This is a genomic window from Serratia entomophila (genome assembly GCF_021462285.1).
GTDB classification, from domain to species: domain Bacteria; phylum Pseudomonadota; class Gammaproteobacteria; order Enterobacterales; family Enterobacteriaceae; genus Serratia; species Serratia entomophila.
Map to the genome: position 1 here is coordinate 1962215 of NZ_CP082787.1, position 19030 is coordinate 1981244.

General features: G+C 59.6%; 19 protein-coding genes. 14 read left to right on the forward strand and 5 right to left on the reverse strand.

The features are described 5' to 3' along the window. The first annotated feature begins 16 nt into the window (after positions 1-16). Positions 17-793 carry a metal-dependent hydrolase gene (locus tag KHA73_RS09570; RefSeq protein WP_234590531.1) on the forward strand — a complete coding sequence of 259 codons (777 nt, stop codon included), beginning with the start codon at positions 17-19 and terminating at the stop codon, positions 791-793. Between the two features lie 337 nt (positions 794-1130). After that, entirely contained in the window at positions 1131-2564 is a 1434-nt protein-coding gene (ptsG, locus tag KHA73_RS09575; protein WP_234590532.1) for a PTS glucose transporter subunit IIBC, read from the forward strand. Between the two features lie 56 nt (positions 2565-2620). Here ptsG and mntR read toward each other — a convergent pair whose 3' ends face one another. After that, positions 2621-3091 (reverse strand): manganese-binding transcriptional regulator MntR, encoded by a 471-nt coding sequence (gene mntR / locus KHA73_RS09580; RefSeq protein WP_234590534.1) that lies wholly within the window; start codon positions 3089-3091, stop codon positions 2621-2623. Between the two features lie 226 nt (positions 3092-3317). On the opposite strand from mntR, the gene KHA73_RS09585 reads away from it, so the two are divergent. Next, positions 3318-4622 (forward strand): Nramp family divalent metal transporter, encoded by a 1305-nt coding sequence (locus KHA73_RS09585; RefSeq protein ID WP_234590535.1) that lies wholly within the window; start codon positions 3318-3320, stop codon positions 4620-4622. A 12-nt stretch (positions 4623-4634) separates the two neighbouring features. Here the strand turns inward: KHA73_RS09585 and KHA73_RS09590 are convergent, their stop codons facing one another. After that, positions 4635-5540: a LysR family transcriptional regulator gene (locus KHA73_RS09590; protein ID WP_234590537.1), complete on the reverse strand. Its 906-nt coding sequence runs from the start codon at positions 5538-5540 to the stop codon at positions 4635-4637. Between the two features lie 159 nt (positions 5541-5699). Here KHA73_RS09590 and KHA73_RS09595 point away from each other — a divergent pair, with 159 nt between their 5' ends. Next, the gene (locus KHA73_RS09595; protein ID WP_234590538.1) at positions 5700-6218 is read left to right on the forward strand and encodes a YybH family protein; all 519 of its coding nucleotides are present in this window, start codon (positions 5700-5702) and stop codon (positions 6216-6218) included. Positions 6219-6275: 57 nt separating this feature from the next. Here the strand turns inward: KHA73_RS09595 and KHA73_RS09600 are convergent, their stop codons facing one another. Next, positions 6276-7025 carry an SDR family oxidoreductase gene (locus KHA73_RS09600; RefSeq protein WP_234590540.1) on the reverse strand — a complete coding sequence of 250 codons (750 nt, stop codon included), beginning with the start codon at positions 7023-7025 and terminating at the stop codon, positions 6276-6278. 99 nt (positions 7026-7124) lie between these two features. On the opposite strand from KHA73_RS09600, the gene KHA73_RS09605 reads away from it, so the two are divergent. After that, positions 7125-7502: a winged helix-turn-helix transcriptional regulator gene (locus KHA73_RS09605; RefSeq protein WP_234590541.1), complete on the forward strand. Its 378-nt coding sequence runs from the start codon at positions 7125-7127 to the stop codon at positions 7500-7502. Here the strand turns inward: KHA73_RS09605 and KHA73_RS09610 are convergent. Further along, a complete protein-coding gene (locus tag KHA73_RS09610) occupies positions 7499-8404 on the reverse strand; it encodes a transporter substrate-binding domain-containing protein (protein WP_234590543.1) in 906 nt (301 codons plus the stop codon). The genes KHA73_RS09605 and KHA73_RS09610 overlap by 4 nt on opposite strands. A 232-nt stretch (positions 8405-8636) precedes the next feature. On the opposite strand from KHA73_RS09610, the gene hinT reads away from it, so the two are divergent. From hinT to KHA73_RS09655, 9 genes are all read left to right on the forward strand, one after another. Beyond that, positions 8637-8987: a purine nucleoside phosphoramidase gene (gene hinT, locus KHA73_RS09615; RefSeq protein WP_234590545.1), complete on the forward strand. Its 351-nt coding sequence runs from the start codon at positions 8637-8639 to the stop codon at positions 8985-8987. A gap of 12 nt (positions 8988-8999) precedes the next feature. After that, positions 9000-9389 (forward strand): YcfL family protein, encoded by a 390-nt coding sequence (locus KHA73_RS09620; protein ID WP_234590546.1) that lies wholly within the window; start codon positions 9000-9002, stop codon positions 9387-9389. A gap of 26 nt (positions 9390-9415) precedes the next feature. Beyond that, complete coding sequence (lpoB, locus tag KHA73_RS09625; protein WP_234590547.1) at positions 9416-10006, forward strand: penicillin-binding protein activator LpoB; 591 nt, start codon at positions 9416-9418, stop codon at positions 10004-10006. Beyond that, the gene (gene thiK, locus KHA73_RS09630; RefSeq protein WP_234590548.1) at positions 9987-10856 is read left to right on the forward strand and encodes a thiamine kinase; all 870 of its coding nucleotides are present in this window, start codon (positions 9987-9989) and stop codon (positions 10854-10856) included. Before lpoB ends, thiK begins: the two co-directional genes overlap by 20 nt. A 33-nt stretch (positions 10857-10889) precedes the next feature. Next, complete coding sequence (gene nagZ / locus KHA73_RS09635; protein ID WP_234590549.1) at positions 10890-11909, forward strand: beta-N-acetylhexosaminidase; 1020 nt, start codon at positions 10890-10892, stop codon at positions 11907-11909. A gap of 81 nt (positions 11910-11990) precedes the next feature. Beyond that, positions 11991-12533: an alpha/beta hydrolase YcfP gene (gene ycfP / locus KHA73_RS09640; RefSeq protein ID WP_234590550.1), complete on the forward strand. Its 543-nt coding sequence runs from the start codon at positions 11991-11993 to the stop codon at positions 12531-12533. A 332-nt stretch (positions 12534-12865) separates the two neighbouring features. Then, positions 12866-14170, forward strand: a complete 1305-nt coding sequence (locus tag KHA73_RS09645) for an NAD(P)/FAD-dependent oxidoreductase (protein ID WP_234590551.1) — start codon at positions 12866-12868, stop codon at positions 14168-14170. 360 nt (positions 14171-14530) lie between these two features. Beyond that, positions 14531-15067 carry a glycine zipper 2TM domain-containing protein gene (locus KHA73_RS09650; protein WP_167387242.1) on the forward strand — a complete coding sequence of 179 codons (537 nt, stop codon included), beginning with the start codon at positions 14531-14533 and terminating at the stop codon, positions 15065-15067. A 263-nt stretch (positions 15068-15330) separates the two neighbouring features. Continuing rightward, positions 15331-15810, forward strand: coding sequence for an RrF2 family transcriptional regulator (locus KHA73_RS09655; protein WP_234590552.1), 480 nt, complete (start codon positions 15331-15333; stop codon positions 15808-15810). 66 nt (positions 15811-15876) lie between these two features. On the opposite strand, the gene sdeB is transcribed toward KHA73_RS09655, so the two are convergent. Then, positions 15877-19020, reverse strand: coding sequence for a multidrug efflux RND transporter permease subunit SdeB (sdeB, locus tag KHA73_RS09660; protein WP_234590553.1), 3144 nt, complete (start codon positions 19018-19020; stop codon positions 15877-15879). Positions 19021-19030 lie beyond the last annotated feature (10 nt).

Genomic DNA, 19030 nt, shown 5'->3' on the forward strand with positions numbered 1-19030 from the left:
AAAGAGTTAAAAAATTATGTTGTTAGTCGATTCTCATTGCCACCTTGACGGTCTGGATTATCAAGACCTGCACCAAAACGTCGACGATGCGCTGGCCAAGGCCAAAGCGCGCGATGTCGGTTACGTGCTGGCGGTCGCCACTACGCTGCCGGGCTACCAGGCCATGACCCAGCTGATTGGCGCGCGCGAAGACGTCGCCTTCTCCTGCGGCGTGCATCCGCTGAACATCGAGGAGGGCTACGACTACGCCGAACTGCGCCGCCTGGCGGCGGATGAGCGGGTGGTGGCGCTGGGGGAAACCGGTCTGGATTACTTTTATCAGAAGGACAACCTCGAGCTGCAGCAGGCGTCGTTCCGCGAACATATCCGCATTGGCCGCGATCTGAATAAACCGGTGATCGTGCACACTCGCGATGCGCGTGAAGATACGCTGGCGATCCTCCGCGAGGAGAACGCGCAGGACTGCGGCGGCGTGTTGCACTGTTTTACCGAAGACCGCGCTACCGCCGAGGCGCTGCTGGATCTGGGTTTCTACATTTCTTTCTCCGGTATCCTGACCTTCCGCAATGCCGAACAGCTGCGCGAGGTGGCGCGCTATGTGCCGCTGGATCGCATCCTGGTGGAAACCGACTCGCCTTATCTGGCGCCGGTGCCGCACCGCGGCAAAGAAAACCAACCCGCCTACGTGCGCGATGTGGCTGAATACATGGCGGTATTGAAGGGCGTCAGCCTGGAAAGCCTGGCCGAAGCCACCACCGCCAATTTTTCACGCTTATTTCACATCGAACTCTGATCTTTGGCCTAGGCTTAGCGGGAGTCACCGCGGGCTGAATTTTTTTTAAGCTCGTAATTAATCGATGAAACGCGTAATGTTCCCCGCCGTTTCAGGGAATGTGGCGAGCGTTTTTTCGCCTGTTTTGACAAAAAACAGGCGATTTAAGAAAATTTGCCGCCTTCGTTCATTGAAACGTGATTGCCATCAAACATTGTGCGGGGTATTTATTTTACTCTGCGTAATAAATTCAAGGGGTGCTCAGACACCCTGAATTGCAGGGGTTTTTCTCCCCCCCTTGCAACGCGAACAATCGCGAGAAGTAGCAAAGCATTATTACTCAGGAGCACACTCAACTATGTTCAAGAACGCATTTGCAAACCTGCAAAAAGTAGGTAAATCGCTAATGCTGCCGGTGTCCGTATTGCCTATCGCAGGTATCCTGCTGGGCGTCGGTTCCGCCAACTTTAGCTGGCTACCTGCGGTAGTCTCCCACGTGATGGCGGAAGCGGGCGGGTCTGTTTTCGCCAACATGCCGTTAATCTTCGCGATCGGCGTTGCCCTCGGCTTCACGAATAACGACGGCGTTTCCGCGCTGGCGGCGGTGGTGGCTTACGGCATCATGGTGAAAACCATGGCGGTGGTAGCACCGCTGGTGCTGCATCTGCCTGCCGAAGAGATCGCGGCCAAACACCTGGCGGATACCGGCGTGCTCGGGGGGATTATCTCCGGCGCCATCGCCGCCTACATGTTTAACCGCTTCTTCCGCATTCAGTTGCCGGAATACCTGGGCTTCTTTGCCGGTAAGCGTTTCGTGCCGATCATCTCCGGTCTGGCGGCAATCGTTCTGGGCGTAGTGTTGTCCTTCATCTGGCCGCCGATTGGGACGGCTATCCAGACCTTCTCACAGTGGGCGGCTTATCAGAACCCGGTAGTGGCCTTCGGCATCTACGGCGTGGTTGAGCGTGCGCTGGTGCCGTTCGGTCTGCACCACATCTGGAACGTCCCTTTCCAGATGCAGATTGGCGAGTTCACCAACGCGGCGGGCCAGGTGTTCCACGGCGACATCCCACGCTACATGGCGGGTGACCCGACCGCGGGCAAACTGTCCGGCGGCTTCCTGTTCAAAATGTACGGTCTGCCTGCTGCCGCTATCGCCATCTGGCATTCGGCCAAGCCGGAAAACCGCGCTAAAGTCGGCGGTATCATGATCTCCGCGGCGTTGACCTCGTTCCTGACCGGGATCACCGAACCGATTGAATTCTCCTTCATGTTCGTTGCGCCGATCCTGTATGCGATCCACGCCATCCTGGCCGGCCTGGCATTCCCAATCTGTATCCTGTTGGGCATGCGTGACGGCACCAGCTTCTCGCATGGTTTGATCGACTTTATCGTCCTGAGCGGCAACAGCAGCAAAATCTGGCTGTTCCCTATCGTCGGCATCATCTACGGTCTGGTGTACTACACCATCTTCCGCGTGCTGATCGCCAAGCTGGATCTGAAAACGCCAGGCCGTGAAGACACCGCTTCCGAGCAGGTGGCGCAGGGCGGTTCCGAAATGTCCGCAGCTTTGGTTCAGGCCTTCGGCGGTAAAGAAAACATCACCAACCTGGATGCTTGCATCACCCGTCTGCGCGTCAGCGTGGCCGACGTATCCAAGGTTGACCAGGCTGGCCTGAAGAAACTGGGCGCAGCCGGCGTTGTGGTTGCAGGCTCTGGCGTGCAGGCCATCTTCGGCACCAAATCTGACAACCTGAAAACCGATATGGACGAATACATCCGTAATCATTGATTCAGGCAGGGGAGTTTCAAGGGAGGCGAAAGCCTCCCTTTTTTATGGCCGTGAGGCTACTTCGCGGTAGGCTTTTGCAAGAACTGCTCGAACACCGCCAGGGTGTCGTCAGAGATATGGTGCTCAATCCCCTCGCTGTCCAGTTCTGCCGTTTCCGTCGGCACGCCCAGACAAATCAGCAGATCGACCACAATCCGGTGACGGCGGCGCACCTTCTGCGCCAGCATTTCGCCTTCTTCGGTCAGAAACACCCCGCGGTAGGGGCGTGACTCCACCAGGCCGGCGCTTTTCAGCCGCGCGATGTTTTTAATTGCCGTCGGGTGGGAAACGCCAAAGCGACGAGCGATATCGGTGGTTCTGGCTTCGCGGGTGGTTTGCAGCAGGTCGGCAATCAGCTCGACGTAATCTTCGATCAACGCATTGGACTGCGCTTCACGGGCGCGGGTAAAACGCAGCGCGTGCTCTGCTTCGTCCGGCATGTCGGCGAAGGTGGGGCGTTCGGCGTTATCTGGCGCGCTTGTTACCATGGTGAGGCGTCCTTTAAGCATAAAATCTGTCGGCTCTCGCTTGCGAGAGGTTTGCCCTAAGTTAGTCCAAAGAGCACACATTATCAATTCGATACCCCGCAATCTGGTATTCAGAAATATCTATACACAAAGCCACTTTATTTTGCCTGTTGCATAAAGTGTAGCCGATGCTACATTGCCTGTAGAGCAGGTGGAAAAATAACCAGTAAAAGATTGAGGGTAAATCATGCGAGATGCGGCGACCACCACATCGTTAACCGAACGAACCAACCTGGCTATCGGCGCAGCCCTTGCCGGGCGCAAGCGCGGCGCCTTTACGCCGCTGCTGTTCGCCGGGCCGGCGGTGATTGCTTCTATCGCCTACATGGATCCCGGCAACTTCGCCACCAATATTCAGGCCGGCGCCAAGTACGGCTACAGCCTGCTGTGGGTGGTGGTGATGGCTAACCTGATCGCCATGCTGTTTCAGGCACTGTCGGCCAAGCTCGGCATCGTCACCAATCGCAATCTGGCCGAGATGTGCCGTGACCAGTTTTCGCGTCCGGTGGTGATCGGCATGTGGCTGCTCAGTGAAGTGGCGGCGATGGCTACCGATCTGGCGGAGTTCCTCGGCGGGGCCATCGCGTTGGCGTTGCTGTTCCATATGCCGCTGCTGGCGGGCATGGGCGTGACGGCGGTGATCACCTATGCGCTGCTGATGGTGGAGAAAAAGGGTTTCCGCCCGGTAGAGCTGATGATCGGCGGGCTGGTGGGCGTTATCGCGCTGTGCTACCTGGTTGAAATGTTCATCGTGCCGGTGGATTGGAAAGCGGCGGGTATCGGCATGGTAACGCCGCAGCTGCCGGATGCGCAGGCGCTGACCATTGCGGTCGGCATTATCGGCGCCACCGTGATGCCGCACGCGATTTTTCTGCACTCGGGCCTGACCCAGCATCGCAGCCCGGCAAGCGACAGCGGTGAGCGGCGCAAGCTGCTGCGTTTTTCCAATATCGAAGTGATTATCGCGTTGGCTGTCGCCGGGCTGGTCAACATCGCCATGGTGATCATGGCCTCAAGCGCCTTCCACGCCGGCAACAGCGACGTTGCCGAGATAGGCACCGCCTACCATACCCTGACGCCGCTGTTCGGCGTAGCCGCCGCCGGGATCTTCCTGGCTTCCCTGATCGCCTCCGGCATTTCCAGCTCGGTGGTGGGCACCATGGCGGGGCAGATGATCATGCAGGGCTTTGTCGGTTTCCGCATTCCGGTCTGGGTGCGCCGGCTGGTGACCATGGTGCCGGCGTTTATCGTGGTGGCGATGGGGGTCAACGCCACCGACGCCCTGGTCTACAGCCAGGTGGTGCTGAGCCTGGCGCTGCCGGCGCCGATGATTGCGCTGGTGATGTTCACCCGCCGCCGCGACATCATGGGCGAGTTCGCCAACGGCCGATGGACCAGCCTGGCGGCCATCGTCGGCACCGTGGTCATAGTGCTGCTCAACATGGTGCTGCTGCTGCAAACCTTCGGCGTGGCGATCCCGGGTTTGGGGTGAGCAGGCGGGTGGCTATTGCCCGACCGGTTTACCGGCAAACAGCCGGCTGATGAAATCGACAAACACCCGAATTTTATGGCTTTGATCCCGCAGGCGTGGATAAAGAATGTTGACCGGCGCTCCCGCAGGCGCCCAATCCTGTAATACCAGCTCCAGTTCGCCCGCCTGAAGGTAGTTTTCCAGCGTGCAATCCAACAGGTAAACCAACCCGAGATGATTTTTGGCAACCTCACACAGCGAATGGGAATGATTGAAGCTCAGCAACGGGCTGGGCGGTAGGCGATAACGCTGTTCATCGCGAATGAACTGCCAGTCATCCGCCGCCGTCTCGCCTGAACGAATAAAACCTAACCGCTGATGTTCCAGCAGCTGTTCCGGATGTTCTGGGCGGCCAAAGCGGGCAAAATATTCGGGTGAAGCACAGCACAGGTAGCGTGGCAGAAACAGCTGGCGGCTGACCATGTCCGGTATATTGCCGGCGCCGATGCGGATAAACACGTCGGCGCGATCTTCCGTCGGATTGACCAGCCGATCGCTGACCGAAACGCTGAGCTGGAGCTGCGGATATTGCGCCAGAAATGCCGGCAGCGCGGGGGCGATGTGCATACTGCTGAGCATCGAGGCTATCTCTACCCGCAGTGGGCCGCGCGGTTGTTCAAACTCTCCCGACATATCGTTTTTCAGCCGATCGAACTGTTGCAGTATCTCCTGCGCCGAGCGGTAGCAACGTTCACCTGCGCTGGTCAGGGAGAAGCGTCGGGTAGAGCGTTTGAACAGGGGTTGCTGAAACTGCTTTTCAAGCTGATTGATGCTGTAGGTTACGCTGGCCGGAGAAAGCCCCATCTTGATCGCCGCCTGGCTGAATCCCTTCATTTCCACCACCTGGCAGAAAACCCGCAGGGCATGCAGTTCGTTCATGGTTGGCGACGTCCATTATTTAAATTATTAAAAGAGTATTTTTAAACTTGCCCGCTGTCAATAAAGTCAGCCGTTGGATAAATTAATTTCAGCGTTTTTATTAATTTGGAATCGCCCGCTATTACGATTAATTAAGTAACTTCAATGAAGGGTATTTATATGAAAAAGCTAATCACTATATTGTTATTGTTGGGGCCAGGCTTGCTTGGCCAGGTTTTGGCAGCGGAAAACCATGCGGCACAACAAAGTTACCGGGTTTCTGCAGATGCGGGCGTCGCCGCCGAACAAAAGGCGGTCTATGACCTGATAAACAGCTACCAGACTGCGCTGAATGCCGGCGACACCAAAACTATCCTGTCGCTGTTCGCGAAAGAAAGTTACTCACAATGGAACGATAAGCCGACGGCGGACAGCAACGAGAAACGCCGGCAGCAATATGACGATTTATTTAAGAATGAGAAGTTTGAAACCGAATTCGCCTATGACAGCGTTAGCGTAAACGGCAATATGGCCTACGTTCGCACGCATCATCATCGCGGGGCAACGGTTACCAGAATAAGCGACGGTGCTACCCTGATAGATTTAAATCGTGAGGTGTTTGTATTGGAAAAACATCAGGGAGGATGGAAAATCGTAGTTTATACCTTCAATGCTAATCCGATTCAGGGTGTGAGCTGAGTGATTAAAATAAAGACCGCCGCGGCGGTCCTTATTTTAATAGTCACCACGCAGCGACTAGAGGTTGCCCACGCCGCCGTCCATCTGCAGTTCGGCGCCGACCATAAAGGCGGATTCGTCCGAAGCTAAAAACACCGCCGCCTTGGCCAGCTCCAGTGCGGTGCCCATGCGGCCGATCGGCACCAGCGCGTGGATCTGATCGCGCAGCGCCTGTTCATCGCTGTCCGCCAGGCCCAGCTTGCCGAGCGCCGGGGTTTCGGTCGGGCCTGGGCTCAGGCCGTTGACCCGAATGCCGCGCGGATGCAGCTCGCCGGAAAGCGTTCTGGCCAGCGACAGCAGCCCGGCTTTGCTGGCGGCATAGGCGCTGCTTTGCGGCAGGCCGATATGGGCGCTGACGGACCCGCACAAAATGATCGAAGCCGGGTTGGCCAACAGCGGCAGCAGCGCCTGGATCAGGAAAAACGGTCCTTTAAGGTTGATGTCCATCAGCCGCTGATAGCTCTGCTCGTCCCACTCCTGCAGCGAGCGGTGCGTTACGTCGCCGGCGTTGACGTAGAGCGCATCCAGCCGCGGCCACAGGGCGCCGAGCTGCTGCGCCAGGCTGTGCTGTTGCGCAATCTCGCCGGCGTCGCTGTGCAGCAACAACGCCGCTGGCCCCAGCGCCTTGCCGGCGGCGGCCAGCCCGTTCCGGCTACGGCCGGTGATCGCTACCGTCGCGCCTTCGGCGATAAACTGGCGTGCGGTTTCCAGGCCGATGCCGCTGGTGCCGCCGGTGATCAATGCGTATTTGCCTTTCAGTCGTGACATAACCCGTTCCTCAATGCTGTTGGTAACGCCATTATTTGCGCTATAGTTTCCTTTGCATAGTAGGCACCTTTTGGATACTAAAGACCGAGGCGGGATGAAATGACGATGCAAGCGCCGTTGCCGGCGAAAAATATTTTAGCGCGGCTGCCCAGCGCTGGCGGGCCTTGCCCGATGGTGGATTTTGTCAACCTGATATCGGGTAAGTGGGCGATACCTATCCTCTATAGGATGATACTGATCGACAACCCGGTGCGTTTCAGCGAGCTGCAGCGCGCGGTGGCGCCGATCGCGCAAAAAGAACTGACGCGGCAGCTGCGCCAATTTGAGCAGCGCGGGTTGGTCACGCGCCAGGTGTTCCCCGAAGTGCCGCCGCGGGTGGAGTATCAGATTACGCCGTTGGGTAAAACGCTGCGGCCGACGCTGGATTCCCTGGCCGAATGGATGCGCCTGAACGCGCCGCAGCTGATTGGCGATTAGTCGCCGATGCCCGGCGGATTGATGGTCGAGCTTTCGACCTTTTCATCCTGTTCGCCCCAGCGATCCAGCACCCTGGCGTATTCGCCGCTGACGATCACGCCGTTAATGGCGGCGTTGATGGCCTTCACCAAGCCATTGTCCTTTTTGGTGGTCACCGCTACGTAGGCGACGCTTGGGCCGATGCCGACCATTTTGGTCTTGCCGGTCAACGCCGCTTTGTATGCGCCGGTGGAGTGGGGGCCAAAGAAGGCGTCGGTGCGGCCGGACTGGATGCTCAGGTTGGCGGCGGCGTCGTCGGTGACGTAGATAGGTTGAACAGGGGGCAGGCCGTTCGCGCGGTTCTGCCGATCCCAGCCGAGCAGGATGTTCTCCTGATTGGTGCCGGAGCCGACGATGATGCGCAGCCCGGCGACGTCTTGCGGCCGGTTGATCGCGGTGATTTTGCTGGTGGATTTTACGTAGAAGCCCAGCGTGTCTACCCGATAGGTGGCGAAATCGAATTTGGTTTTACGCAGCTTGGTGACGGCAATATTAAAAATAGCCGCATCATATTTGCCGGAGGTGATGCCCAGGGGCCAATCCTCCCAGGAGGTCGGCACCAGGTTCAGCTCCAGCCCCAGGCTGTCGGCCACCAGCCGCGCGATATCCGGATCGCTGCCGATCAGCGTCTTGTTGTCCTCGGCGAACAGCGCCAGCGGCGGGGAGTTCTCGGAAGCTACCGCCACGGTGAATTTGCCGGGCACGGCAAAATGATATCCCGCCGGGATCAGCGCGGCGGCGGCGGGGTTTTTCGCCGCACGTACCGGCTGCTGGTTGGCCTGCAGGTCGATGGTGGCCTGCGGGGCCGCCAGAGCGCCGCCGCCGTAAAGCAGCGCGCCCAGCGCCAGGGTTCTGAGTTGCATGATGCCCTCTATCCTTTGTTAATCATGGGGTTACTATTGGCGGCGGCCGGGCGCAAGTAAAGCAACAATAGTGGATAACCAAAGTGAAAAAAATCAGATGATTGGCATTGGCGGCGGGCGAGGCTGAGCGATTCTGCATCATTCGACGCGGAAAGTGCGCAATCAGGTTGAAAGCAGTAGAATTTGTCACTCATACTGCGTACAGCAAATTGTGTCGAACAAGGAACGCCAGATGGCCGAAGAAACGATTTTCAGTAAAATTATCCGCCGCGAAATCCCTGCTGATGTGGTTTACCAGGACGAACTGGTCACCGCTTTCCGCGATATCTCACCTCAGGCTCCAACCCACATTTTGATCGTGCCGAACGTGCTGATCCCTACCGTCAATGACGTGAGCGTCGAGCATGAGGCTGCGCTGGGCCGCATGATCACCGCCGCCGCGAAGATTGCCGAACAGGAAGGCGTGGCCGAAGACGGCTACCGCTTGATCATTAACTGCAATCGCCATGCCGGCCAGGAGGTCTATCATATTCATATGCATCTGGTCGGCGGCCGTTCACTGGGCCCGCTGCTGTCACGTTAATCGAGGAAAACCATGCGCTATAGCAAAACCCTGCGTTGTCTGATGGCGCTGGCCTTGCCCGCCGTGTTACTGATGGGCTGCAGTTCGCCGCCCGGCATTGCGGTGAACGAAGGGCAAACGGTAGTGATGGATTCGTCGGTGCTCACCGCGGGCATTTTGGCTGATACCCCCTCGCTTTCCACCGCTTCGGGGCAGATGATGGCCGCCTCGGTGCTCAGCAACAGCCAAACGACGCCGGTGACCGTGCATTACCGCTTCTATTGGTACAACGCGCAGGGGCTGGATATCCGCCCCTTCGAAGAACCGCGAGAGGTTGTCGTCGCCCCGGGGGCGGAGGTCAAGATTTACTCGCTCAACGGCAACCTGGATGCTAAACGCGCGCGTCTGTATCTGTTCTTGTAAGCTCTTGCCTGGTTTGGAGAGGAAAAATGAAAAAGTATATGTGGGTGGCGCTGGCCGCTTTAACCTTAAGCGGATGCTTGTCGCGCCCGTCTGAGCCGGAACAGCCGCAGCCGCCGGTTACCGTCGAGCCTGTTACGCCGCCGCCGACGGTGGAGCAACCGCAACCGCCGACCAGCGAGCCGGTGCCGCAGCCGCCAAAAATCCAGCAGCTTGACTGGCTGGGCAGCGTACAACCGCTGGTGAGTCAGATGTTGAAGGCCGACGGCGTGACCGCCGGCAGCGTGCTGCTGCTGGACAGCGTAAAGAACAACACCAACGGTTCGCTGCAGACGGCGAAGGCGACTTCCGCGCTGCATAAGGCGCTGGCGTCCAATACCACCTTCAGCGTGGTGCCGGAAGCGCAGCTGGCGAGCGCCAGGCAGACGCTGGGCCTGTCTTCGGATGACAGCTTCGGCTCGCGCAGCAAGGCCATTGGCCTGGCGCGTATCGTGAGCGCGCAGTACGTGCTGTACAGCGACGTCAGCGGCGACGTGAAATCGCCAACGCTGGATATGCAACTGATGCTGGTGCAAACCGGTGAAATCGTCTGGTCAGGCAATGGCGCCGTTAAACGCTGAGGCCGGGCTGCGACAATTGATGGAACACAGGCTGCCGGCGGTGAATACCGCCGGTTGTCGTTTCAGCCCGGTGCAGGGGCTGACCGGCGAAAGCTGGCGCATCGACGGTGAGGGCGTTCGGCTGCTGGCGCGCCAGCAAAGCGCCGAAAAATACGCCCTGGGCGTCAGCCGCAAGCGCGAGGCGCGGCTGTTGCGCCGCTGTGGAAAAGGGTTGGGGCCACAGGTTTTAGCGCAAAATAATCAATGGATTATCCTCGAATGGCTTGTAGGTGACGTCGTCACAATTGACGCATTCGAGGCCCTGAATCAGCGCGGTGAACTGGCGGCGATGGTAGCGGCGTTGCACCAACGGCCGCTCAGCGGCTACCGGTTGAACCTGCAGCGCCAGTTCGCCGATTACTGGCAGCGGTTGGACAGACGCCGCCTGACCCCGGCCTGGCTGCGTTGGCAGCGGCATTTTATGCGGGCGGAGCCGCCCGCGCCGCTGCAGCTGGCGCCGCTGCATATGGATATTCACCCGGGCAATCTGATCGCCGGCCCCGCCGGGCTGCGGCTGATCGACTGGGAATATGCCGCAGATGGCGACGTGGCGTTGGATATCGCCGCGCTGTTTCGCAGCAATGGCTGGGCAGGGGCGCAGCAGCGGCGTTTTCTGCAGGACTATGCGCAGCGCGGTTACCCTGACGTGGGCCGCCTGCACGCTCAGGTGCAACGCTGGCTGCCGTGGGTGGACTACCTGATGTTGATGTGGTTCGAGGTACGTTGGCGGCAAAGCGGCAACGCCGAATTTTTACGCTGGGGCGCGGCGCTGCGCCGGCGTTTTTGTTTATCATCCCCATGTTCTGAATGAATATAATGAAGTGAGGTGGCCGTGGGCCCAGTAATGCTAGATGTCGCCAGCTATGAGCTGGATGCCGAAGAACGTGAGATTTTACAGCACCCGCTGGTCGGCGGGCTGATCCTGTTTACCCGTAACTTCCACGACGCGGAACAGCTGCGCGAACTGGTGCGCCAGATCCGCGCGGCATCGCACGATCGGCTGGTCGTGGCGGTGGATCAAGAGGGCGGGCGCGTGCAGCGTTTCCGCGAAGGCTTTACCCGCCTGCCGGCGGCGCAGTCGTTCGCCGCGCTGAACGACGCGCAGGAAGGCGGCCGCCTGGCGCAGGAGGCCGGCTGGCTGATGGCGGCGGAAATGATCGCGCAGGACATCGATATCAGCTTTGCACCGGTGCTGGATATCGGCCACGGCAGCGCCGCGATTGGCGAACGCGCGTTCCACAGCGATCCGCAGCAGGCGCTGGCGATGGCCGAGCGGTTTATCCAGGGCATGCACAGCGCCGGGATGAAAACCACCGGTAAACATTTCCCGGGGCATGGCGCGGTCAGCGCCGACTCGCACAAGGAAACCCCGCGCGATCCGCGGCCGCTGGCGCAGATCCGCGAGCACGACATGGCGATTTTCCGTGAGTTGATCAACCGCCAGTTGCTGGACGCGGTGATGCCGGCGCACGTCATCTATACTGAAGCGGACCCGCGCCCGGCCAGCGGCTCACCCTACTGGCTGAAGCAGATTCTGCGGCAAGAACTGGGCTTTGACGGCGTGATTTTCTCCGACGATCTGTCGATGGAAGGGGCGGCGATCATGGGCAGCTATGCCGAACGCGGCCAGGCGGCGCTGGACGCCGGCTGCGATATGATCCTGGTGTGCAACAATCGCGCCGGTGCGGTGAGCGTGTTGGATAACCTGTCCCCGGTCAAAGCGGAGAAGGTTAAGCGGTTATATCATCGCGGTCAGTTCACCCGTCAGGAGCTGCGCGATTCCGAGCGGTGGCAGCAGGCGCACCGGGCGCTGAGCGCACTGAGCGAACGCTGGGAGGAGCACAAGCAGCGTTTCCAGGGGTGAATCCACAGCGCCGCGACGCGGCGCAGAGCAGAAATGATGAGGGTTTGCGTGCGCAACCCTCAGCTTATTGCGAGGATCCACATGATTATCTATTTGCACGGCTTCGATTCCACCAGCCCCGGCAATCATGAAAAGGTGTTACAGCTGCAGTTCATCGATCCGGACGTGCGTTTTATCAGCTACAGCACCCGGCATCCGCGCCACGACATGCAGCATCTGTTGAAAGAGGTGGACAAGGCGGTGCAGCAGGAGGGGGATAGCCATCCGCTGATCTGCGGGGTGGGGCTCGGTGGCTTCTGGGCCGAGCGTATCGGCTTTTTGTGCGGCATTCGCCAGGCTATCTTCAACCCTAACCTGTACCCCGAAGAGCATATGCACGGCAAGATAGACCGGCCGGAGGAGTATCGCGATATCGCCACCAAGTGCGTCGAGGACTTCCGCGAGAAAAACCGCGATCGTTGCCTGGTGGTGCTGTCGCGCCATGATGAAGTGTTGGACAGCCGGCGCAGCGCTGCGTTGCTGCATCATTATTATGAAATCGTCTGGGATGAGCAGCAGACCCACAAGTTCAAAAACATCTCGCCGCATCTGCAGCGCATCAAGGCGTTCAAGAGCCTGGGTTAACAGTTTTATAACGCCGGCGTGGGCCGCAATTATTGCTTTTATCGGCAATAAACTGCGGCTTTTGTTCGCCATGCGGCAGAATTATGGTGGGCAATCGGCAGAATGCGAAACTGTGACTCAGCGCTAACTATTTGAATCGCAATCCCCAAAAATACCCCCAGTCCACCCTTTAACCAAAAAAATTTGATGTACGTCAATTTTGGTATGACCAAATAACCTCACATGCTATTCTGGCTGCAGACAGCAGGTTTATTTTACGCGAACCCTATGTATTCTAAGGATATTGTTTCTTTACCCTTGGATAACAATTGGTTCACATTTAGGGGGTTATTTTGACAACGCCAAAGAAAAAAATCGTCATTGTCGGCGGCGGCGCCGGCGGCCTGGAGCTGGCGACCAGCCTGGGGCGCAAGCTCGGCCGCAAGAACAAAGCGGAAATCACCTTGGTGGACCGCAACCACAGCCACCTGTGGAAACCGCTGCTGCACGAAGTCGCCACCGGTTCCCTCGACGACGGTGTGGACGCGCTAAGCTATCTGGCGCATGCGCGCAACCATCACTTCAGCTTCCAGCTGGGTTCGCTGACCAACATCAATCGCGAGACGCAAACGCTGCAGCTGGCGCAAATCTGCGACGAGCAGGGCGGCGAACTGGTGCCGGCGCGCGAACTGCCTTACGACATCCTGGTGATGGCGCTGGGCAGCACGTCGAACGACTTTGGTACGCCGGGCGTGAAGGAAAACTGCATCTTCCTGGACAACCCGCATCAGGCGCGCCGTTTCCACAACGAAATGCTTAACCTGTTCCTCAAGTTCTCGGCGCAGCCGGGGCAGAAAGAACGGGTGAACATCGCCATCGTCGGCGGCGGCGCTACCGGCGTTGAGCTGTCGGCAGAGCTGCATAACGCGGTGAAACAGCTGCACAGCTACGGTTTTGAAGGCCTGGACAACAGCGCGCTGAACGTGACGCTGGTCGAAGCCGGTGAACGCATTCTGCCGGCGCTGCCGCCGCGCATTTCCGCCGCGGCGCACCAGGAGCTGAACAAGCTCGGCGTGCGGGTGCTGACCAACACCATGGTCACCAGCGCCGACGCCAAGGGCCTGAACACCAAGGGCGGCGAGTTTATCGACGCCGATCTGATGGTATGGGCGGCCGGCATCAAAGCGCCGGACTTTATGAAGGACATCGGCGGGTTGGAAACCAACCGCATCAACCAACTGGTGGTTGAACCGACCTTGCAGAGCACGCGGGATCCGAACATTTTCGCTATCGGCGACTGCGCCTCCTGCCCGAAAGAGGGCGGCGGTTTTGTGCCGCCGCGCGCTCAGTCGGCGCACCAGATGGCCTCACGCTGCTTCACCAACATTCTGGCGCTGATGAACGGCCAGACGCTGAAGCCTTACGTGTACAAAGACCACGGTTCGCTGGTGTCGCTTTCCCGCTTCAGCACCGTCGGCAGCCTGATGGGCAACCTGATGCGCGGTTCGATGATGGTCGAAGGGCGCATTGCGCGCTTCGTCTACATCTCGCTGTACCGCATGCACCAGGTGGCGCTGCACGGCTATATCAAAACCGGCCTGATGATGCTGGTGGGCGGCATTAACCGGGTGATCCGCCCGCGCCTGAAAATGCACTAAAACGCACTGCGCCACACCAACCCACGCCGGTTCGCCCGCGTGGGTTTTTTATTTCCCGCCTCTGCGAGAATGGCGGCGGTAGCGGCTTTGGCCGGCAGCAAAGGTGGGGCGTATGGGTAAAATTCTTAAGATTCCTCCTAAACAACGGCAGACTGCCCGGTTTCCAGCATTTTTGGTCCCCTTGTCTTATTGCGGGGTTTCGGAACATTGTGCAGACTTTACCTCGTTTACAGACGGCGCGTCGCGCACGCCGTAAACCGGGATGCCACATGCCGCCGATACGCAAAATAATAAGCGTGGTGCAATGTTGGTAGCGTCCCCCGGGATAAAATGCGTGGTAACACTTTCAGGAGGTTTCCTGTGAACAAGTCAATGTTAGCCGGTGTTGGGATTGGTATCGCTGCCGCTCTGGGGATCGCCGCGGTAGCTAGCCTGGACGTCTTTTCTTCCGGCCCGCAGTTCGCGCAGGTTCTGGCCGCAACGCCGATTAAAGAAACCATCAAGACGCCGCGTCAGGAGTGTCGCAACGTCACAGTGACGCACCGTGCGCCGGTGCAGGATGAAAACCGTATCGCCGGTTCGGTGCTGGGCGCGGTAGCCGGCGGTGTGATTGGCCACCAGTTCGGTGGCGGCCGCGGCCGCGATGTCGCCACCGTGGTTGGCGCGTTGGGCGGCGGCTATGCCGGCAACCAGGTGCAGGGCGCGATGCAAAACAACGACGTGCGCACCAGCACGCAGCAGCGTTGCAGAACGGTCTACGACAAGTCGCAGAAAATGCTGGGTTATGACGTGACTTACAAAATCGGCAATCAGCAGGGCAAAATCCGTATGGATCACGATCCCGGCACTCAGATCCCGCTGGATAAAAGCGGCCAACTGGTGCTGAATAAAGCCTGATTGCAGAGCTGAGAATTAAACCCGCGGATAGTGTTAGTTCTGATCGTTTAACCCGGTTAAGCGAGCGGCGTTAACATTAACGCGGGTTTCTGCTTTTTTGTTCCCGGCAAAGCGCGCGCAGCCTAATGTATGCGTGCGATTTCACCGGCCGTAACTTCAAAAATGCCGCCATGTTTGTTATATTATTGTGCAATATGAGCGCGATGTTATGGCGCTGAGCCACATCGGCAAACCCGAGATTTTCGTCTCTTAGAGATAACGACATGTTAGATTTTCGCTTTCCGACAGCGTTGCAAATGGTCCTTAGCGTCGCCGTAGCTGAGAAGCAGGGCGTGCGCTCAACCAGCGCCATCCTCGCAGCCGGTCTGGAAGCCAACCCCAGCTTTATCCGCAAACTGATGGTGCCGTTGACCAAAGACGGCATTATCGTCTCCACCCTGGGCCGTAACGGTTCGATTCACCTCGGCCGCCCGGCGGATCAGATCACCCTGCGCGACATCTATCTGGCGGTGATCGACGACAAACGCATCTGGGCTGCGCGCCCTGAAGTGCCGGCCCGTTGCCTGGTGAGCGCTAACGCCTGCTGGTATTTCAAGTCAGTGGTGAACGAAGCGGAGCAGGCATCGCTCGAGGTGCTGGCGCGCCATACCGTGGCCGATTCGCTGGCCGAACTGGAGCGGGGCGACAAGCGCGCCTGTGCGGAATACGCCGCGGCTCAAGAGGCGGAAGCCGCCGCCAAATAATCTGTGGGCATCGCGCAAAGAAAAAGGTCGGGTATTAACCCGACCTTTTTGCATTTCAGCGGGCGATTACGCCGGCCGTTGCTGTGCTTTGCGCGCAACCATGCGCCGCAACGTGACGTAGAACACCGGCGTCAGGAACAGCCCGAACAGCGTCACGCCCAACATGCCGGAGAACACCGTAATGCCGGTAACGCCGCGCACTTCCGCGCCGGCGCCATGCCCCAGGATCAGCGGTATGGTACCGGCGATAAAGGCGATGGAGGTCATCACTATCGGGCGTAAACGCAGGCGGCAGGCTTCCAGCGCCGCTTCGACGATACCTTTGCCCTGCATTTCCAGCTCGCGGGCGAACTCGACGATCAGGATGGCGTTCTTACAGGCCAACCCCATCAGCACCACCAGCCCAACCTGCACAAACACGTTGTTGTCGCCGCCGGTCAGCCACACGCCGAACAGCGCCGAAAGCATGGTCATCGGCACGATCAGGATCACCGCCAACGGCAGCGTCCAGCTTTCATACAGCGCCGCCAGCGCCAGAAACGCCAGCAGCACCGCCACCGGGAACACCACCAACGCCGCGTTGCCCTGGGTCGACTGCTGGTAGCTCAGATCGGTCCACTGAATGTTCATGCCGTTTGGCAGCAGTTTGCCGGCCATCTGCGTCAGTGCGCTCATCGCCTGTGAAGAGGACAGCACGCGCGGATCGGCATCGCCAATCAGGTCCGCCGCCGGGAAGCCGTTATAGCGGATCACCGGATCGGGGCCGTAGGTGGTGCCGATGCTGACCATGCTGCCGATCGGCACCATTTCGCCTTTATCATTACGGGTGCGCAGGTTGGCGATGTCCTCGACGCTGTCGCGGAACTGGCCGTCGGCCTGCGCCATCACCTTCCAGGTGCGGCCGTAGCGGTTGAAGTCGTTGATGTAGGACGAACCCAGGTAAGTCTGCAGGGTGCTGAACAGCGCGTTGAGCGGCACCCCCTGCGCCTTGGCCTTGTCGCGATCGATCTTTGCATCCAGCTGCGGCACGTTGGCCTGATAAGACGAGATCGGGAACCCCATGCCCGGCGTCTGCATGATGGCGCCAGACAGAGTATTGACTGCCGTTTGCAGCGCACCGTAGCCCAGGCCGGCGCGGTCCTGCACGTACAGCGAGTAACCGGATCCCTGGCCGATGCCGAGGATCGGCGGCGGCATGATCGAGAAGGCGAAGCCTTCCTGGATCTGCGAAATGCGCGCGTTGATCTCGGCGTTGATTTGCGCCGCGCTGCGGGTACGGGTGCTCAGCGATTCCAACGCGAAAAATACCGTGCCGGTATTCGGCGTGTTGGTGAACTGCAGCGCGTTCAGGCCCGGGAAGGCCACCGCATCCGTAACGCCCTCGACGCTCAGGCCGATGGCGCTCATTTTGCGGATCACCGCATCGGTGCGCTCCAGCGACGCGCCTTCCGGCATCTTGACGCCGCCGATCAGGTACAGCTTATCCTGGGTGGGGATAAAGCCGCCCGGCACGGTTTTGAACATCACGCCGGCGGCGCACAGCAGCAGCAGATACACCGCGAATACCGCGCCGCGGCGGCCCAGCACGCGGGAAACTCCGCGCTGGTAGCGCTGGGAGCTGCTGGCGAAGAAGCGGTTGAACGGGCGGAACAACCAGCCGAACAGCCGATCGATCAGGCGCGTCGGCACATCTTTCGGCGCGCCGTGCGGCTTCAGCAGCAGGGCGGCCAGCGCCGGCGACAGGGTCAGCGAGTTGATGGCGGAGATCACCGTCGAAATGGCGATGGTGACGGCGAACTGCTTGTAGAATTGGCCGGTGACGCCGGACAGGAACGCCATCGGCACGAACACCGCGCACAGCACCACGGCGATGGCGATAATCGGCCCGGAGACCTCGCGCATCGCCTGATGCGCCGCCGCCAGCGGCGATAGCCCTTCTTCGATATTGCGTTCGACGTTTTCCACCACCACGATGGCGTCGTCCACCACGATACCGATCGCCAACACCAGTCCGAACAGGCTCAGCGTATTGAGCGAGAACCCGAGCAGGTACAGCGCGGCGAAGGTGCCGACGATGGAAATAGGCACCGCCAGCAGTGGGATGATCGAGGCGCGCCAGGTTTGCAGGAACAGAATCACCACCAGCACCACCAGGATCACCGCTTCGAGCAGGGTATCCACCACTGCGCGGATCGAATCGCGCACGAATACCGTGGGATCATAAGGGGATTTCCAGCTCATGCCGTCCGGGAAACGGGTGGCCAGTTCTGCCATCTTGCCGCGCACTGCATCCGACAGCGCGATGGCGTTGGCGCCCGGCGCCTGGAAAATACCGATGCCTACCGCATCCTTGTTGTTGAGCTGGGCGCGCAGCGCGTAACTGCCGGAGCCCATTTCGATGCGCGCCACGTCGCGCAGCCGCACTATCTCGCCGTTGTCGCCGCTCTTGAGGATGATATCGCCGAACTCCTCCTCGGTCTGCAGGCGGCCCCGCGCGTTGATCGACAGCAGATAATCACTGCGGGTCGGCATAGGTTCGGCGCCCAGCTGGCCGGCGGAAACCTGTACGTTCTGTTCCTGCATGGCGCTGACCACGTCGGAAGCGGTCAGCCCGCGTGCTGCGACTTTGTTCGGATCCAGCCAAATGCGCATCGCATACTCGCCGGCGCCGAAGATCTGCACCTGGCCGACGCCCGGCAGGCGAGCCAGCTCATCCTTGACCTTCAGGGTGGCGTAGTTGCGCAGATACAGCGAATCATACTTGCCGGAAGGCGACACCAGGTGCACCACCAGCGTCAGCGCCGGCGATTGCTTTTGGGTGGTGATGCCCTGGCGGCGCACGTCTTCCGGCAGGCGCGCCTCGGCCTGCGCCACGCGGTTTTGCACCTGCACCTGTGCCTGATCGGGATCGGTGCCCGGGCGGAAGGTCACGGTGGTCACCAGTACGCCGTCGGAACCGGCCACCGATTTCATGTACATCATGTTTTCGACGCCGTTGATCGCTTCTTCCAGCGGCGTGGCCACCGTTTCAGCGATCTCCTTCGGGTTGGCGCCCGGGTATTCGGCGCGCACCTGCACGCTGGGCGGTACCACGTCCGGGTACTCGCTGATGGGCAGCAGCGGGATGGCGATCACCCCACCGACAAAAATCAGGATCGACAGGACCGCGGCGAAAATCGGCCGGTCGATGAAAAAACGGGAAAAGTCCATGGGTCAGGGT

What these genes read in the sequence shown, in the direction of transcription:
- KHA73_RS09570 (WP_234590531.1), top strand. Translation starts at nt 17, where the DNA reads ATGTTGTTAGTCGATTCTCATTGCCACCTTGACGGTCTGGATTATCAA.
- ptsG (WP_234590532.1), top strand. Translation starts at nt 1,131, where the DNA reads ATGTTCAAGAACGCATTTGCAAACCTGCAAAAAGTAGGTAAATCGCTA.
- mntR (WP_234590534.1), bottom strand. Translation starts at nt 3,091, where the DNA reads ATGGTAACAAGCGCGCCAGATAACGCCGAACGCCCCACCTTCGCCGAC.
- KHA73_RS09585 (WP_234590535.1), top strand. Translation starts at nt 3,318, where the DNA reads ATGCGAGATGCGGCGACCACCACATCGTTAACCGAACGAACCAACCTG.
- KHA73_RS09590 (WP_234590537.1), bottom strand. Translation starts at nt 5,540, where the DNA reads ATGAACGAACTGCATGCCCTGCGGGTTTTCTGCCAGGTGGTGGAAATG.
- KHA73_RS09595 (WP_234590538.1), top strand. Translation starts at nt 5,700, where the DNA reads ATGAAAAAGCTAATCACTATATTGTTATTGTTGGGGCCAGGCTTGCTT.
- KHA73_RS09600 (WP_234590540.1), bottom strand. Translation starts at nt 7,025, where the DNA reads ATGTCACGACTGAAAGGCAAATACGCATTGATCACCGGCGGCACCAGC.
- KHA73_RS09605 (WP_234590541.1), top strand. Translation starts at nt 7,125, where the DNA reads ATGACGATGCAAGCGCCGTTGCCGGCGAAAAATATTTTAGCGCGGCTG.
- KHA73_RS09610 (WP_234590543.1), bottom strand. Translation starts at nt 8,404, where the DNA reads ATGCAACTCAGAACCCTGGCGCTGGGCGCGCTGCTTTACGGCGGCGGC.
- hinT (WP_234590545.1), top strand. Translation starts at nt 8,637, where the DNA reads ATGGCCGAAGAAACGATTTTCAGTAAAATTATCCGCCGCGAAATCCCT.
- KHA73_RS09620 (WP_234590546.1), top strand. Translation starts at nt 9,000, where the DNA reads ATGCGCTATAGCAAAACCCTGCGTTGTCTGATGGCGCTGGCCTTGCCC.
- lpoB (WP_234590547.1), top strand. Translation starts at nt 9,416, where the DNA reads ATGAAAAAGTATATGTGGGTGGCGCTGGCCGCTTTAACCTTAAGCGGA.
- thiK (WP_234590548.1), top strand. Translation starts at nt 9,987, where the DNA reads ATGGCGCCGTTAAACGCTGAGGCCGGGCTGCGACAATTGATGGAACAC.
- nagZ (WP_234590549.1), top strand. Translation starts at nt 10,890, where the DNA reads ATGCTAGATGTCGCCAGCTATGAGCTGGATGCCGAAGAACGTGAGATT.
- ycfP (WP_234590550.1), top strand. Translation starts at nt 11,991, where the DNA reads ATGATTATCTATTTGCACGGCTTCGATTCCACCAGCCCCGGCAATCAT.
- KHA73_RS09655 (WP_234590552.1), top strand. Translation starts at nt 15,331, where the DNA reads ATGTTAGATTTTCGCTTTCCGACAGCGTTGCAAATGGTCCTTAGCGTC.
- sdeB (WP_234590553.1), bottom strand. Translation starts at nt 19,020, where the DNA reads ATGGACTTTTCCCGTTTTTTCATCGACCGGCCGATTTTCGCCGCGGTC.